The organism is Arthrobacter sp. P1_D12, assembly GCF_056406175.1.
In genome coordinates this window covers 131,399-146,791 of the sequence record NZ_JBFUAR010000009.1, presented here as the reverse complement: position 1 = coordinate 146,791, position 15,393 = coordinate 131,399, and the positions used below count along the sequence as shown (strand labels likewise).

The 15,393-nt window shown below is 68.2% G+C and carries 13 protein-coding genes; 8 read left to right on the top strand and 5 right to left on the bottom strand.

Features of this window, described 5'->3' with window-relative positions; genetic code table 11:
* Positions 1-3: 3 nt before the first annotated feature.
* From AC1DZV_RS08740 to AC1DZV_RS08720, 5 genes are all read left to right on the top strand, one after another.
* On the top strand, positions 4-822 hold the full coding sequence (locus tag AC1DZV_RS08740; RefSeq protein WP_223914650.1) for a DeoR/GlpR family DNA-binding transcription regulator: 819 nt from the start codon (positions 4-6) through the stop codon (positions 820-822).
* Positions 819-1,805 (top strand): 1-phosphofructokinase family hexose kinase, encoded by a 987-nt coding sequence (locus tag AC1DZV_RS08735; RefSeq protein ID WP_018774862.1) that lies wholly within the window; start codon positions 819-821, stop codon positions 1,803-1,805. Before AC1DZV_RS08740 ends, AC1DZV_RS08735 begins: the two co-directional genes overlap by 4 nt.
* 2 nt (positions 1,806-1,807) lie before the next feature.
* On the top strand, positions 1,808-3,886 hold the full coding sequence (locus AC1DZV_RS08730) for a PTS fructose transporter subunit IIABC (RefSeq protein WP_476953475.1): 2,079 nt from the start codon (positions 1,808-1,810) through the stop codon (positions 3,884-3,886).
* A gap of 67 nt (positions 3,887-3,953) precedes the next feature.
* Complete coding sequence (locus AC1DZV_RS08725; RefSeq protein WP_018774864.1) at positions 3,954-4,235, top strand: HPr family phosphocarrier protein; 282 nt, start codon at positions 3,954-3,956, stop codon at positions 4,233-4,235.
* 251 nt (positions 4,236-4,486) lie between these two features.
* Positions 4,487-4,774, top strand: coding sequence for a DUF7218 family protein (locus AC1DZV_RS08720; RefSeq protein ID WP_476953474.1), 288 nt, complete (start codon positions 4,487-4,489; stop codon positions 4,772-4,774).
* Between the two features lie 35 nt (positions 4,775-4,809).
* On the opposite strand, the gene ku is transcribed toward AC1DZV_RS08720, so the two are convergent.
* Positions 4,810-5,808, bottom strand: coding sequence for a non-homologous end joining protein Ku (gene ku, locus AC1DZV_RS08715; RefSeq protein ID WP_476953473.1), 999 nt, complete (start codon positions 5,806-5,808; stop codon positions 4,810-4,812).
* A 67-nt stretch (positions 5,809-5,875) separates the two neighbouring features.
* On the opposite strand from ku, the gene AC1DZV_RS08710 reads away from it, so the two are divergent.
* The 3 genes from AC1DZV_RS08710 to AC1DZV_RS08700 all read left to right on the top strand — a co-directional run bounded on the left by AC1DZV_RS08710 (position 5,876) and on the right by AC1DZV_RS08700 (position 11,988).
* Positions 5,876-8,962, top strand: a complete 3,087-nt coding sequence (locus tag AC1DZV_RS08710) for an ATP-dependent DNA ligase (RefSeq protein ID WP_476953472.1) — start codon at positions 5,876-5,878, stop codon at positions 8,960-8,962.
* A 145-nt stretch (positions 8,963-9,107) separates the two neighbouring features.
* Complete coding sequence (locus AC1DZV_RS08705; RefSeq protein ID WP_476953471.1) at positions 9,108-10,709, top strand: MFS transporter; 1,602 nt, start codon at positions 9,108-9,110, stop codon at positions 10,707-10,709.
* 226 nt (positions 10,710-10,935) lie between these two features.
* Positions 10,936-11,988, top strand: a complete 1,053-nt coding sequence (locus AC1DZV_RS08700) for an FUSC family protein (protein WP_476950693.1) — start codon at positions 10,936-10,938, stop codon at positions 11,986-11,988.
* A gap of 12 nt (positions 11,989-12,000) precedes the next feature.
* On the opposite strand, the gene AC1DZV_RS08695 is transcribed toward AC1DZV_RS08700, so the two are convergent.
* The 4 genes from AC1DZV_RS08695 to AC1DZV_RS08680 form a co-directional block, all read right to left on the bottom strand.
* Entirely contained in the window at positions 12,001-12,783 is a 783-nt protein-coding gene (locus AC1DZV_RS08695; protein ID WP_476950692.1) for an SDR family NAD(P)-dependent oxidoreductase, read from the bottom strand.
* 25 nt (positions 12,784-12,808) lie between these two features.
* Entirely contained in the window at positions 12,809-13,573 is a 765-nt protein-coding gene (locus AC1DZV_RS08690) for a hypothetical protein (protein WP_476950691.1), read from the bottom strand.
* A gap of 123 nt (positions 13,574-13,696) precedes the next feature.
* Complete coding sequence (locus tag AC1DZV_RS08685) at positions 13,697-14,041, bottom strand: GNAT family N-acetyltransferase (RefSeq protein WP_028276599.1); 345 nt, start codon at positions 14,039-14,041, stop codon at positions 13,697-13,699.
* Positions 14,038-15,378, bottom strand: a complete 1,341-nt coding sequence (locus AC1DZV_RS08680; protein WP_476950690.1) for an acyltransferase family protein — start codon at positions 15,376-15,378, stop codon at positions 14,038-14,040. The genes AC1DZV_RS08685 and AC1DZV_RS08680 overlap by 4 nt, the downstream gene beginning before the upstream one ends.
* Between the last annotated feature and the right edge of the window lie 15 nt (positions 15,379-15,393).

Sequence of the window (15,393 nt, the reverse complement as noted above, 5' to 3'; positions counted from 1 at the left end):
TAAGTGTTCGCCGAAGAACGCCAGCAGCTGATCGTGGGGCTCATCTACGCCAGCGGCCGGGCCAGTGTCACGGACCTGGCCGAGCGTTTCAGCATCACCACCGAAACCATCCGCCGGGACCTCGCCGCCCTGGAAGCCTCCGGAAGCGTCCGCCGGGTGCACGGCGGCGCGGTCTCCCCGGACCGCTTCAGCACCACGGAAGAAAGCATCCTGGAACGGACCGTCCAGCGGCAGCCCGAGAAGACCCGGATCGCCGAGGCCGCCCTGGCCCTCATTCCCCAGGGCCTCACCGGCAGCATCCTGATCGATGCCGGCTCCACCACGGAGGCCCTCGCCGAACTCCTGTCCGCCCGGGCCGCCGGAGCCGCCGCGCAGGGCACCGTTGCGGCATCTGGGTCCGACGCCGAACTCGTCGTCATCACCCACTCCCTGCCCATCGCGTCCCGGCTGTCCGGCGGACCCGGGATCGCCCTGCACCTGCTCGGCGGCAAGGTCCGCGGCCTGACCCAGGCCGCGGTCGGCCAGTCCACGGTGGAAGCCGCCCGCCGGATCCGCCCGGACATCGCCTTCATCGGCACCAACGGCATCCATGCAGCCTTCGGGCTGAGCACACCCGATCCTGAAGAAGCCGCTGTCAAGGCTGCCTTCGTCCAATCAGCGCGCCGCATTGTAGTGCTGGCTGACTCCTCCAAGCTGGACGCGGAAACGCTGGTCCAGTTCGCCTCGTTGAAAGATCTGGACACCGTGATCACAGACTCGCAACCCAGCCGGGAACTCGCCGACGCCCTTGCGGAAGCCGGAGTGGAGGTGGTGGTCGCGTGATTGTCACCCTCACCGCCAACCCCAGCCTGGACCGCACCGTGGCGCTGCCCGGCCCCCTCCTCCGCGGGGAAGTTCAGCGGGCCATCTCCGTCCGCCAGGAATCCGGCGGCAAGGGAGTCAACGTCTCCCGCGCCCTCGTCGCGTCGGGGCTGAAGACAGTCGCCGTTCTCCCCGGCGCCGAGGCCGACCCCGTCCTCACCGGTCTGCGGGAGACCGACGTTCCGTTCGCGGCCCTGCCGATTGGCGAGCCGCTGCGCAGCAACGTGGCCCTCACCGAGCCCGGCGGCGTCACCACCAAGATCAATGAACCCGGACCGGCCCTCAGCGAGGACCAGCAGGAGGCCCTGATCAGCCTGCTGCTGGACCACGCCCGCGGTGCCGCCTGGGTAGTCCTGGCCGGCTCGCTCCCACCCGGGGTCCCGGCCGACTTCTACGCGACCGTCACCCGGCGGCTGCGTTCCCTGTTCGACGGCGAGGCCGCACCACGGGTCGCCGTCGATTCATCCGGCGAACCCCTCGCCGCAGCGGTCTCCGGCGACACCTCGGGAAAACCGGACCTCTTGAAACCCAACGCCGAGGAACTGGTGGAACTGGCTGCCGCAGCCGGTTTCGCCACGAACAAGTCCGCCGAGGAGCTCGAAGCGGACCCGGAAGCTGCAGCAGCTGCCGCCTCCGCCGTCGTGCGCTCCGGAGTGGGTGCCGTACTGGCCACCCTCGGCTCCAAGGGTGCCGTTCTTGTGACGGCCGACGGCGCGTGGCTGGCCACGCACCCGCCGGTCACCGCGGTCAGCACTGTCGGCGCCGGCGATTCCTCGCTGGCCGGATACCTGCTCGCATCCAGCCAGGGCGCCGCCCCGGTCGATTGCCTCCGTCAGGCGGTGGCCCATGGTGCCGCCGCCGCTTCCCTGCCTGGCTCCACTGTCCCGGCAGTCAACCAAACCACCCCTGATGCCGTAACCATCACGGCCCTCCGGAAGGATTGACAGTGACACAGCTCATTACTACCGAACTGGTCGAGCTCGACCAGAATCTGGGCAGCTCGCCCGAGGACGTGATCCGGCATCTGGCAGGCAGGGTTGCAGCCACCGGACGCGCCACCGAGGCCGAAGGGCTTTTCGCCGACGCCTACGCCCGGGAATCCAAGACCGCCACGGGCGTCCCGGGCGGCATCGCGATCCCGCACTGCCGTTCGACGGCGGTCACCGAACCCACTCTGGCGATGGCGCGGCTGTCCCAGCCGGTCGACTTCGGCGCCAAGGACGGGCCCGCGGACATCATCTTCTTCATCGCCGCTCCCGAGGGCGCGGACCAGGACCACTTGAAGCTGCTTTCGAAGCTGGCGCGGTCGCTGATCAAGAAGGACTTCACGGCCAGCCTGCGCGCCGCGACCTCCCAGGCGGAAATTGTCGACCTCGTCGACGCCGCCCTGGCGGACAAGCCGGCCGCCCACACCGCTGCCGAAGCGACCGGCGCCGCATCCGCGGCCGGCGCCACAGCCGCGGCGGCCGCAACCGGTGAAGGTGCCGGCGCGGCGAAGGCCAAGGGGCCCAAGCGCCTCGTCGCCGTCACCGCGTGCCCCACCGGCATCGCCCACACCTACATGGCCGCCGACTCGCTCGTCGCCGCGGCCAAGGAGGTCGGCGTGGACCTGCAGGTCGAAACCCAGGGATCCTCCGGCGCCAAGGCCCTCGACCCCGCCGTGATCGCCGCCGCCGATGCCGTGATCTTCGCCGTGGACGTCGACGTGCGCGGCAAGGAGCGCTTCGCCGGCATGCCGGTGATCAACGCGCCGGTCAAGCGCGGCATCGACGAACCGGACAAGATGGTCGCCGAGGCTCTCGCCGCAGCGGACAACCCGCACGCCCACCGCGTGCCCCACTTCGGCGCCGAGGAGCAGGCCGAGATGGCCGCCGAGGAAAAGAGTGAGCACATCGGCACGAAGCTGAAGAAGGCCCTCCTGACCGGTGTCAGCTACATGATCCCGTTCGTGGCTGGCGGCGGTCTGCTGATCGCCCTCGGCTTCCTGCTGGGTGGCTACAACATCACCGCCTTCGCGGACAAGATCCTGGCGGAGAACAGCCTCACTAACCTGCCCACCGCGTACCCGGAACTGGCCTGGGGCCCGCTGGGCGCCTACCTGGGGGCCGTGCTCTTCAAGATCGGCGCCCTGTCCCTGGGCTTCCTCGTACCCGCGCTGGCCGGCTACATCGCCTACGCCATTGCTGACCGGCCCGGCATCGCCCCGGGCTTCGTTTCCGGCGCCGTTGCCGTCTTCATGGGTGCCGGGTTCCTCGGCGGCATCGTGGGCGGCCTGATCGCCGGCTACGTGGCCCATTCGATCGGCAAGCTTAAAGTGGCCCGCTGGCTGCGCGGACTGATGCCGGTGGTCGTTATCCCGCTCGTGGCGTCGCTCGCGGCGTCGGGCCTGTTGTTCGTGTTCCTGGGCGCCTACATCGCCCGGGTCACTGTCGGGCTCAACGAGTTCCTGTCCGGCCTCACCGGTGCCAGCGCCATCGCCCTGGGCGTCATCCTGGGCCTGATGATGTGCTTCGACCTCGGCGGTCCCGTCAACAAGGTTGCCTATTCCTTCGCAGTCGCCGGCCTGGGCGCAGCCTCCATCACCAACCAGGCCCCGTGGCAGATCATGGCGGCCGTCATGGCCGCCGGCATGGTCCCGCCACTGGCCATGGCGTTGGCCGCGACCGTGCTGAACAAGAGGCTCTTCAGCCTTGCGGAACAGGAAAACGGCAAGGCTGCCTGGCTGCTGGGGGCCTCCTTCATCACCGAAGGCGCCATCCCGTTCGCCGCCGCTGACCCGCTCCGCGTCATCCCCGCCAGCATGCTCGGCGGCGCCGTGACCGGTGCCATCTCGATGGCGGCCGGCGTGGGCTCGAAGGCCCCCCACGGCGGAATCTTCGTCTTCTTCGCGATCGATTCGTTCCTGTGGTTCTGCATCGCCATTGCGGCCGGTACCGTTGTCGGCGCCTTCGCCGTGATCGGGCTCAAGCGCTGGGCAGTCAAGAAGCCGGTTGATACGGTGGAAACGGTTCCCGTAGCCGCCTGAACCAGGACGCTTTTCCCAGCAGATACTCACAGCTGACAAACACCCAAGCTGACTTCAAGGAGCAGAAATGACCGAACGTAACGCCACCATTGCCAGCCGGGTCGGGCTGCACGCCCGTCCGGCCGCCATCTTCGCCGAGGCTGCAGGCGAGTTCGACAACCTCGAGATCACGATTGCCCGGCTGGGCGAGCCGGAGGACGAGGCGATGGACGCCGCCAGCATCCTGTCGCTGATGAGCCTCGGCGCATCGCACGGCGAAGTTGTGGTGTTGCGTGCCGAAGGGGAGGGCGCCGACGCCGCACTTGACCGCCTCGTGCAGATCCTTGAGACGGATCACGACGCCGAATAGCCTCACCTTCCGGCCCCGCGCCGGAACACCGGCAGCTTCAGTTGGCCCGGCCGCCCCCGATCAGGGGCCGGCCGGGCCTTCGCGTTGCCTGCCGCGTTGCTCTGGCGGCGGACCGTCAGGGCAACTTTTATAAGGGGCCTTAGCAAATGCTTGTCACGGCCCCGAGGCGCGGCTAGTTTGGAATCCCCGGCGGCACCGACCGCGGGCCGCCGCCCATGTGGTTCCCGGCCGAAGGAGATGATCGCGCAGCCATGCCAACGAAGAAGGGCGAGCCCCAAGGCTCAGAGAGCCCCAGCATCAAGGACCCCGAGTTCTATGAGAAGTTGCTCGAGGACGGCGCCTCCAAGCAAAAAGCCGCCAGGATCTCCAACGCCGCCGCCAAGCGGGGCCGTTCCTCGGTCGGCCGCAAGGGCGGCAAGGCCGGAGACTACGAGGACTGGACGGTGCCGCAGCTGAAGGCACGCGCCAAGGATATCGGCCTCAAAGGCTACTCGGCCAAGAAGAAGAGCGAACTCATCTCCGCCCTGCGGAACTCCTGATTAACGTGCACGACGGCGCCAGCCGGCATCCGGGCTCAGGCACGCTTTCGCGCCGGCTTCGACGCCGTCACTTTAGGCGCCGCTTCAGTCTTGGAAGCCGCCGCAGTCTTCGAACCAGTCCTGGTTGCCGCCGTCTTGGCGGCCGTGGATTTAGTGCCTGTGGACTTGGCTGCCGCCGTCGTGGCGGAGGTCCTCGGGGCGGCCTTCGCAGCAGAACCGGAGTCCCCGGCAGGAGTCTCCGCCGGCCCACCGCCGCGCTTTTTCTCGATGCTGCGCTTGAGGGCTTCCATCAGGTCGATAACTTCGCCCTCGCCGGCCTCGGCGGGGACGCCGAAGGTCTCCTCCGTGTCCAGCGACTCCCCCTTGTCCAGCTTGGCCTCAATCAGCTGGCGCAACTGCTCCTGGTAATCGTCCGTGAACTGGTCCGGCTCAAAGTCGGAGGCCATCGAGTCAACCAGGGCCGCGGACATCTCGCGTTCCTGCGCCGAGATCCGGATGGAGGTCTCGAGTGCGGGAAAGCTGGCCTCACGGACCTCGTCGGCCCACAGCAGCGACTGCAGCACCAGGACCTCGTCACGAATCCTCAGCGCGCCAAGCCGGGTCTTGTCCCGCAGCGCGAACTGCACAATTGCCACCCGGTCCGTGTCCTCGAGGGCGCGCCGCAGCAGCACATACGCCTTGGGCGACTTGGAGTCGGGTTCAAGGTAATAGCTCTTTTCAAACATCATCGGATCGAGCTGGTCGACCGGGACGAACTGGACCACTTCGATTTCGTGGCTGTTTTCCGCCGGGATGGACTTGAGCTCGTCGCGCGTCAGGACCACCGTGCGGCCGTCGTCCTCGTAGGCCTTGTCGATGTCCTCGTAGTCGATGATCTTGCTGCAGACCTCGCAACGGCGCTGGTAGCGGATCCGGCCGCCGTCGGCGTTGTGGACCTGGTGGAGGCTGATGTCGTGGTCCTCGGTGGCGCTGTAGACCTTGACCGGCACGTTGACCAGCCCGAACGCTATTGCGCCTTTCCAGATGGCTCTCATGGATCAAGTGAACATCACAGTTGCGCGGAGGTGAAGGGTTTTGCCCAACGGTAAGGAACGCGTCCGCGTGGACGGACGCGAACTGGTGCTCACCAACCTGGAAAAAATCATGTACCCGGAGACGGGCACCACCAAGGCCGACGTCCTGGCCTACTACGCCGCCGTCGCGCCGGTGCTGATCCCCGCCGCCCGCAACCGGCCGGCCACGCGGAAGCGCTGGGTCCACGGCGTCGGGACCGCAGATGCCCCCGGGGACATGTTCTTCCAGAAGCACCTGGACCATTCAACGCCCGGCTGGGTGCCCCGTGCCGCCATCACGCACAAGGACCGGACCATCCAATATCCCCTGGTCAATGATCCCGCCACCCTCACCTGGCTGGCCCAGATCGCGGCCCTGGAGATCCACGTGCCGCAGTGGCGGGTTGACTCCCACGGCAACGCCATGCCGCCCGACCGGCTGGTGCTGGACCTGGACCCGGGCGAGGGCGCGGGTCTGGCGCAGTGCGTGGAGGTGGCCAGGTTGGCCCGCACCATCCTCCAGGACGTTGGTCTGGACCCCGTGCCGGTGACGAGCGGCAGTAAGGGCATCCACCTCTACGCGGCCCTGGACGGGTCCCAGAGCTCGGACCGGATTTCCGACTTCGCCCGCGAACTGGCCCGCTCGCTCGAGGCAGACCACCCGGATCTCGCTGTCAGTGACATGAAAAAGACCCTGCGCACGGGCAAGGTGCTGGTGGACTGGAGCCAGAACAACGCCGCCAAGACCACCATCGTGCCGTACTCGCTGCGCGGCCGGCTCCGGCCTACGGTGGCCGCCCCGCGGACATGGAGGGAACTCAGCTCCGCGTCGCTGCACCAGCTGGATTTCCAGGAGGTGATGAAGCGCGTCGCAGCCGGCAAGGATCCGTTCGCCCCGGTTTCCGGCGGCCGGCACGGCGCCGGAGCCCCGGCGCACGCGCCGGACCACCGGGCGGACCACCGGCTCAGCGGACTGGCAGAAATCTCTCCCGAGCCGGCCGGCGACGGCGGCGACACCGATCCGCGGCTGGAAAAGTACCGCACCAAACGGGACAGGTCGGCCACTCCCGAGCCCTTCACCGCGGACCGGCACCACGCCGGGGACGACGGCGGGACACGCCGGGAGAAGTTCGTCATCCAGGAGCACCACGCCAGCCGGCTGCACTACGACTTCCGGCTGGAACGCGACGGCGTGCTGGTGTCCTGGGCGCTGCCCAAGGGCGTCCCGACCAGCAAAACCAAGAACCACCTCGCGGTCCAGACCGAGGACCACCCGCTGGACTACGCCGACTTCGAGGGTGACATTCCCAAGGGCCAGTACGGCGCCGGGACGGTCAGCATCTGGGACCACGGACACTACGAATGCGAAAAATGGATCGCGGGCAAGGAGGTCATCGCCACCCTGACCGGAGCGGAGGGCGGCGGCCTCGGCGGACCGCGCAGGTTCGCCCTGATCCACACCGGCCGGGCCGATGACCAGTGGCTGATCCACCTGATGGACCCCGCGGGCCCGCAAGGCCGTCCCGGGCCGCCGCGCCCGGCCGGCACGGCGGACAATACGGAGAAAGACACCGACGAGGCCGCGGACGACGGCGGGGAGGACGGCTCAGCGGACGGCCGCGGCCACGGCGAGGGCGGAGCGGAAACCGCCGCTGGCACCGAACGAGCCCCGGACGCCTCCGGGTTCAGCCCGATGTTGGCCACCTCCGGGACCCTGGCGGACCTTCCGGACCTGGACTGGCAGATCGAGCTCAAATGGGACGGGGTGCGGGCCCTGGTGATCGGCGACGCAACGACAGTCCGGCTCATCAGCCGCAACGGCATCGACATGTCAGTGAGCTACCCCGAGCTGACGGCCCGGTCCTGCTGGCCGGAGCAGGGCTTCGTCGCCGACGGCGAGATCATCGCCGTCGGCCGCTCCGGCCGGCCCGACTTCGGGCTGCTGCAGGGCCGGATGAAACTGAGCAGGGCCGCCGACGTCGCCCGGGCGCAGGAGTCGACGCCCGTGCGGCTGATGCTGTTCGATCTGCTCTTCGACGCCGGCCAGGACCTGCGGCGCCAGCCGCTGAGTGAGCGGCGCCGCCGGCTGGAGCAATTCTTCCGCTCTTCCGCCGCCCCGGTGGAGCTCTCCGGCGTGATCGATGGCGACGTCGCGCACATCCTGGAAAGCGCCGCCGAGCTCGGGCTCGAGGGAGTCATGGCCAAGCGCACGGACGGGCGCTACGTCGGCCAGCGGAGCCGGTCCTGGCTCAAGCTCAAGGTTGAACGGACCCAGGAGGTGGTGGTGGGCGGCTGGCGGCCCGGGAAAGGGGGCCGCCGGGAATCCGTGGGCTCGCTGCTGCTGGGGATTCCGGACGGCTCGAAACTACGGTATGTAGGCCGGGTGGGCAGCGGCTTCAGCACCCGTGAACTCAAGGAACTCAGGCAACAACTCGACGCCCTGCCACGGAAGACCTCCCCGTTCCGGGACGTGCCGGACGCTGACGCGGCAGACGCCAACTGGGTGAGCGCAAAACTCGTCGGTGAGGTCACCTTCGGGGAATGGACCGGCAGCGGGAAGCTCCGGCACCCGGTGTGGCGCATAAGGCGCCAGCCGACGTCGTCGCAGACCCTGCCGCCGGCCCCTAGCCGTGTGGGGGCCAGCGGTGATGGGGCTAGTCGTGGTGGGGCAGCTGCGGACGGCTTTGCCGGTGCATGGCGCCGGCGGCCACCTGCTGGCCCTGCCGCCCGCGGGCGCTGTCGCGGTCCTTGGGGTGCCGCTGCTTGCCGCTGCCGTCCGGCCATTGCTGTCCTTGGCCGGGCCCGGGGGGAGCGTGGTGCAGGGCCTCGGGTCCCGGGGCTTCAGCCATGGACTGCGCCAGATGGCTCGCGACCTCGGGCTCGATTTCTTCTCCGAACTGATGATCCGCCATTGATCTTCCTTTCCGCTGTAATTAACCGCTGTGAAATGAAGTGTCCATCAATCGTAGGACTGCCCCGGGGAGATGTCTGTAGCGCCCGCCGTCTGACTTTCCGGCGGCCCGAATCCCGTCGGAAACCCCCGCAATCGAGGGCTGGCGCGGAAAATTTTGGGCGCGGCGCCGCAGGGATGGCCGGTTCCCAGTATCCGCGCGGTGAAAGCGGGCAAAGAAATTAGTGAATTGCCCCCAATTCGCACCCGAAATGGGCGATCATACGGCACACAACTCGGAAACTCCATAGAATTCCCGTAAAATTGAAAGCCTGCCCAGAGCGGGGCAGCTACAAGTCGCAAGCAAATGATCTCCCTAGGAGCTTCCCAAATGCCCACAGACCGAAGCACGACCGACTCTTCAGCAGGCGTCATCGACGCCAGCGGAACCAACCAAGGCGCACCCAAGGGTGTGAAGAAACCGAAGCTACGTCGCCGTCGACTCCGCGAGTCCGACGTCAACGTTGTCGACCAGCCGATGCTCAAGAAGGCACTCGGCGGCACCATCGTGGGTAACACCATGGAGTGGTACGACGTCGGCGTGTTCGGCTACCTGATCACCACCATGGGACCGGTGTTCCTGCCGGAGGCGGACAAGTCCGTCCAGACCCTGTTCCTGCTCGGAACCTTCGCCGCAACCTTCATCGCCCGCCCCCTCGGCGGAGTCGTGTTCGGCTGGCTTGGCGACAAGATCGGCCGCCAGAAGGTCCTCGCCGCGACCCTGATGATCATGGCCGCCAGCACCTTCGCCGTCGGGCTCCTGCCCGGCTACGCACAGATCGGCATCTGGGCTGCGGTCCTGCTGGTCCTGTTCAAAGTTATCCAGGGCTTCTCTACCGGCGGTGAATACGCCGGCGCCACGACCTTTGTGAGCGAGTACGCCCCTGACAAGCGCCGCGGATTCTTCGCCAGCTTCCTGGACATGGGCAGCTACCTCGGTTTCGCCCTTGGCGCGGCCCTCGTTTCGGTGCTGCAGCTGACCCTCGGCCAGGACACCATGGAGCAGTGGGGCTGGCGCATCCCGTTCCTCCTTGCCGGCCCGCTCGGCCTGATCGCCGTGTACTTCCGGAGCAAGATCGAGGAATCCCCCCAGTTCCAGGCAACCCTGGATGCCCAGGAGAACCTCGCCAAGGACGCAACCGCCTCGGACATCACAGCCTCCAAGGGCCCGGTGGGCATCGTGAAGGCGTACTGGCGCTCCCTCATCGTCGCGATGATCCTGGTCGCGGCGGCAAACACCGCCGGCTACGCACTGACCTCCTACATGCCGACGTACCTGACGGAATCCAAGGGCTACGACGAGCTGCACGGCACGCTGCTGACCATCCCCGTGCTGGTCATCATGAGCCTCTGCATCCCGCTGACCGGCAAGCTTTCCGACCGGATCGGCCGCCGCCCCGTGCTGTGGATCGGCGCCATCAGCACCGTCGTCCTCGCCACCCCCGCCTTCCTGCTGATCGGCATCGGTGAAATCTGGTCCACGCTGGCCGGCCTTTCCCTGATTGCCTTCCCCGTGACGTTCTACGTGGCCAACCTGGCGTCGGCCCTGCCGGCCCAGTTCCCGACGGCCAGCCGTTACGGCGCCATGGGCATCGCGTACAACTTCTCGGTGGCCATCTTCGGCGGCACCACGCCGTTCATCGTTGCCGCCCTGATCAGCGCAACCGGCAACGACATGATGCCGGCCTACTACCTGATGGCCACCTCGGCGATCGGCGCAGTAGCGATCTACTTCCTCAAGGAATCCGCCCAGATGCCGCTGCCCGGCTCCATGCCGAGCGTGGACACCCAGGCTGAGGCCCGCGAGCTGGTCGCGACGCAGGACGAGAACCCGCTGATCGACCTCGAGCACATGGACATGCCCATGGTCGCACCGGCCGTCGATTCCACCGCAGGGCGCGGGGAAGCCGAGAAAGTCCCGGCCACAGCCTAAGCCCGCCGGTCCGACCGGACCGGCAGCAGTAGTCCAGGCTACGTAGCTGACAGCCCCGCCCTTTGAGGCCTGTTCCGGATACTTACCCATTGGGGGACGCATCCGGGCAGGCCTTAGGCGTGTCCGAACCGCTATCAGCACCCGGGCGCCGGGGCCCCCGCCAACCCCCGGGATCCGGGGAACCACTGAAACCACTGAAACCACAGGAACCGGAAAGGCGGTCGTGATGTCCCTGCTGCACCACATCCGTTCGCTGCACACCCTGTCCCCGGCCAACAAGGACCACGTGTCGGCTTGGCGGATGGCGATCAGCGTGGCCGTTCCGTCCCTGGCGCTCCTGGCAGCCGGTCGCCCCGAGCTGGCCGGCTACGCCGTTTTCGGCGCGCTGACCGGCATGTACGGCCGCACCGAGCCGCACCAGCTCCGACTCCGCCATCAAGGCCAGGCGGCTGTCCTTCTGGTTGCCGGCGTAGGAGTCGGCGTCTTCCTCTCGGCCCACCACATTCATTCGTGGGCCCTGGTGATCATTGAGGCCGCGTTCGCCGGCGTGGGCTCGCTGTTCACGGACAAGACTGCCCTGAAACCCGCCGGTCCCTTCTTCGGGATCCTGGCCCTAGGCGCGTGCGCCTCCGTTCCCGCCGCCGCCCCCTGGCACACGGGCCTTCTCATCGCCGCGGGATCGGCCGCGTTCTCCATCTTGGTCGGCTTTGGCGGCTGGTTTGTCGGCCGCACCTGGCAGCGCGGGAGGCGACGGGACGTCATAATACTGCGCGGGGCAGGGCGCCGGGCGGCGTGGCTGCATGCCGCCCGCTACGTCACCGCTGTCGGCGGCGCCGGCACCCTGGGGGTCCTCAGTGGCAGCGGCCACCCGCACTGGGCCATGGCCGCGGCGGCGGTGCCGCTTGCCGGGGCGGACCTGCCCAGCAGCGTGTACCGCGGCATCCACCGGATTGTCGGCACCCTGATCGGCCTCGTGGTGGTCGCGGCGGTCCTGTTCCCGTGGCCGGGGTCACCGCTGCTGGCCTTCCCCGGGCAGGAGGCCGCCGTCCTGGTCTGCCTCGTGATCGTGTTGCAGTTCAGCACCGAGCTGTTCATGACCCGGCACTACGGCCTCGCCATGGTCTCCTTCACCCCGGTGATCCTGCTGGTCGGACAGCTTGCCGCGCCGGCCAATCCCGCCGTACTGGTGACCGAACGGGCCGTCGAGACACTGGTGGGCGCCGCCGTCGGGATCGCCGTCGTCGTACTGATCCGCCGACGGCGCCCGGCCGTCCGCTGACGTACCCGGCGGTTACTTGGCGCGCCGCGCCGGCCCGGCGACGAGCTTTGAGGGCAGCACCCGCGAAACCGAGGTCAGGACTTTGTAGCGCTTGCTGGGGATCGAGACGGCCTTGCCCTTGGCGTTATCCGCCAGTCCCTCGCTGACCACCTGCCGGGCCTCGAGCCACATCCACCGCGGCGTCGCCGTCTTGTCCATCCCCATCCGGTCGTGGAACTCGGTGTGGGTGAAGCCGGGGCACACGGCGGTGACCTTCACCCCGCGCGCCGCATAGGCCATGTTGGCCGAGCGCGAGAAACTCAGCAGCCAGGCCTTCGCTGCCGAGTACGTGCCGCGGGGCAGGAAGGCCGCCACGCTGGCGACGTTGATGATCCTGCCGGACTGGCGCCCGAGCATGCCTTGCAGGGCGGCATGGCTGAGCTCCATGGCGGTTTCGACATGGAGCTTCAGGTGTTTCTTCTCCTCGGCAATGTCGTTGTCCTCGAAGGGCCGCAGCAGGCCGATTCCCGCGTTGTTGACCAGGATCTCCACCGGCCGCGCGGGGTCACTGAGGCGCGCGACGACGGCGGCAATCCCGGCGTCGTCGGTCAGGTCCGCGGCGATCGTCTCCGTCGCGGTCCCGTAGCTGTTCCCCAGCTCCGTCGCGGTGGCCGCGAGGCGGCCGGCGTCGCGGGCCACGAGCACCACGCGGTGGCCCTGCTCGGCGAGCTGGCGGGCGAACTCGGCGCCAAGGCCTGCCGTCGCGCCCGTGACCAGGGCTGTGCTGCCGGATGTAGAGGCTGTTTGAGGGTTCATAGCGACAGCCTAGTCTCGTCCCGGCTCAGGCCAGGGCCGTGTCTTGCGCCAGTTCGTCCCCTGCCGGGTCACCGTCATCGAGCAGGTGGCGGTTCTGAAGCTCTTCGGCCGCAAGCTCGTACCAGGTGTGCGCCCCGAAAGACGGGCTGCTGGTGTCGAGGTGGCGGTAGAGAGCGTCCGCGAGCCGGCACAGCGCCGTGTCGGACAGTGCCCGGACCGTGGCCACAGGATCCAGCGTTCCCTCGAAGTACTCCGAAAGCGCCAGCCCGTCGATGGAGCCAAGGTCGCTGGGACCGCCGGTTTCCGCGGCCAGCGGGCTGTTGGCCTCCCCCAGCCCGGAGTCGGATCCGGAGCCGGGCCCGACGTCGAGCAGTCCGGCAGCTTCGCTGTCTCCGTTCCCGGCGACGGCGACGGGGGCCGGGCGGTGGTCGGTGTCGAGTCCGGCGAGGACCTCGGCGTCGGCGCCGACGTGCACGAGGCAAATTGGCAGCACCGCCGGCTCATCGAGGGCGAAACGAAGCGGCCCGGCCTCTGCGGAGCCCCCGGCATCGGGAGCGGGCAGGTGTCCGGCACCAGCGAGACGCCGGAGGTCCAGCAGCACCTCAGGGTCCAGGTGGGAGGCGCCGTGGAGGTCGATGACCACGGCGGCGCCCGGTTCGAGGCGGCAGGCGCGGCGCACGATGTGCAGGAGGGCTGCTGCGTCAGACTGGGTAACGCAGCCGGTAATTTCGAGGGTGACCTGTGCGGGATCGACGTCCACCCGGACAAGCACACGCAGTTTATGGTTCATGGGGTACTCCAAAGTCACCTGTCCAAGAGCCAACTGCATAACTCTGGTCAAACTTTACGAGGTTGGTCCGCTGCCCACAAGCGGGCAGGCCGATGACGCCGTTCCGGCCCCCGGGCCAGGCGCTCAGGCTCCCTCGGGGACCCGCTCCGGCCAGTCCACATACTGGTGGTACGACTCATGTTTGCGCAGGTAGCGGTACATGAACGGGCAATTCGGGATAATCCGCTTGCCGGAGGCAACCACGTCATCGAGGGCGAAGTGCGCCAGCACTTTGGCGAGCCCTTGGCCCTGGAACTGCTCTGCGGTATCCGTGTGGATGAAGTCGATATGGCCCGGCCTGTCGATGAAGCGCACCTGGACGGCCAGCTTGTCGCCGACACGGAGTTCGTAACGGTGCAGCTCGTCGTTCCGGGTGGTGGAGACGTCCGGGGTGAAGGTGTCTTCCGTGGTTGCCGAGTTCTCCGTCATGGTTCGACATTGGCACTTAATGGCGGGCGTGGCAATGGCGGTTCCGATCCGCCCTGCCCGTCAGGTGGCGTCGTGAGCCGAACCGGAATCCGGCCCAGGAGCACGACGGCGAGCGCGAAGCAGGCGGCGCCCCCGCCGAGGAGCCCGGGCGTGAGGCCGGTGAGCGCGGCGTTGACTGCCGGGACAAAAACGGCGACGGCGGCCAGCAGCACGGCGGCCGCCGGCCGGCTCGGCGACGGGCCGGACGCCGTCGGCCGCTCCTCCAGCCTGCCAAACAATGCCACCACCGGCAGCAGCAGGGCGATGACCCCCAACAGCACCAGGGGCCGCCCCCACCACCAGGCCGCACTACCCCCGGGGGGCTGCGGGAAATCCGTCAGCAGCAGCAAACCGGACATCGCCGCCAGCAGGGGCAGATGCCACAGATAAACAGTCATGGACCGCCGGCCGGCCACGCCCATCATCCGGCGCACCCCGGCCACGGACGCGATCCGTGACAGAACGGGCCGGAAGAGCTGGAGGGCGGCGGCCTGCGAGATGCCCAGGAGCAGCAGGGTCACATTGGGCGGATTGAGGTTCACCAGCATGTTCCCGGAATACAGCCCCAGCAGGACTAGCAACCCCAGCAGCATGTTGCTGGCAACCATGATGCCCAGGTGCGCCGGCCGGCCCGGCAGCAGCCGCGGGCCATCCGCCACGATGAATCCGAGCTGCTGCACGGCGCACCACAGGAACAGCATGTTCAGGTATGCCAGCAGCGGCAGCACTCCCCGCAGGCAATCGACCGTCACCACCAGGGCGGTGAGGCCGGCGAAGGTCATCCATGGCGCGCGGGCGTGGAGGGCCGCCAGCCAGGGAAGGTTGAGTTGCGCGGCGAGGTATGCGGCCAGGAACCACAGCGGCATGCCGGCCCCGCTGGTGAGAAGCTCGACGACCTGAGGGTCAACCCCTGCGAGGCGGGCCGCCGACAGGCCAACGAACATGACCGCCAGCAGGACGGCGGCCGGCCGGATCAGGCGCAGCAGCCGGGCCTGCATGAAATCGAAGGCGTTGCCGCCCCTGGCGCGGAGCCGGCGCCAGGACTGCAGCCCGGTGATGCCTCCGGCCACAAAGAACAGCGGCATGATCTGGAAGACCCACACCACTGGTTCAAACCAGTGCTGATCGCCCAAGGTGTTCTCGGACGTCACGGTGCCGTCCGGGTGCAGGACGGGACTCACCATCATGGTGTGCGCGACCACCACCAATGCCAGGCAAAAGAAGCGGACAAGGTCGATCACCGGGTCTCGGTCCGGCGTCGGCGCCGGGTCGCCGGCTGGCCGCTGCTGCGCAAGCATGGCACCCCTCGGGAA

Coding starts and splice junctions, on each gene's coding strand:
- AC1DZV_RS08705 (WP_476953471.1), top strand. CDS start 9,108: ATGCCCACAGACCGAAGCACGACCGACTCTTCAGCAGGCGTCATCGAC.
- AC1DZV_RS08685 (WP_028276599.1), bottom strand. CDS start 14,041: ATGACGGAGAACTCGGCAACCACGGAAGACACCTTCACCCCGGACGTC.
- AC1DZV_RS08700 (WP_476950693.1), top strand. CDS start 10,936: ATGTCCCTGCTGCACCACATCCGTTCGCTGCACACCCTGTCCCCGGCC.
- AC1DZV_RS08690 (WP_476950691.1), bottom strand. CDS start 13,573: ATGAACCATAAACTGCGTGTGCTTGTCCGGGTGGACGTCGATCCCGCA.
- AC1DZV_RS08680 (WP_476950690.1), bottom strand. CDS start 15,378: ATGCTTGCGCAGCAGCGGCCAGCCGGCGACCCGGCGCCGACGCCGGAC.
- ku (WP_476953473.1), bottom strand. CDS start 5,808: ATGAGAGCCATCTGGAAAGGCGCAATAGCGTTCGGGCTGGTCAACGTG.
- AC1DZV_RS08720 (WP_476953474.1), top strand. CDS start 4,487: ATGCCAACGAAGAAGGGCGAGCCCCAAGGCTCAGAGAGCCCCAGCATC.
- AC1DZV_RS08725 (WP_018774864.1), top strand. CDS start 3,954: ATGACCGAACGTAACGCCACCATTGCCAGCCGGGTCGGGCTGCACGCC.
- AC1DZV_RS08695 (WP_476950692.1), bottom strand. CDS start 12,783: ATGAACCCTCAAACAGCCTCTACATCCGGCAGCACAGCCCTGGTCACG.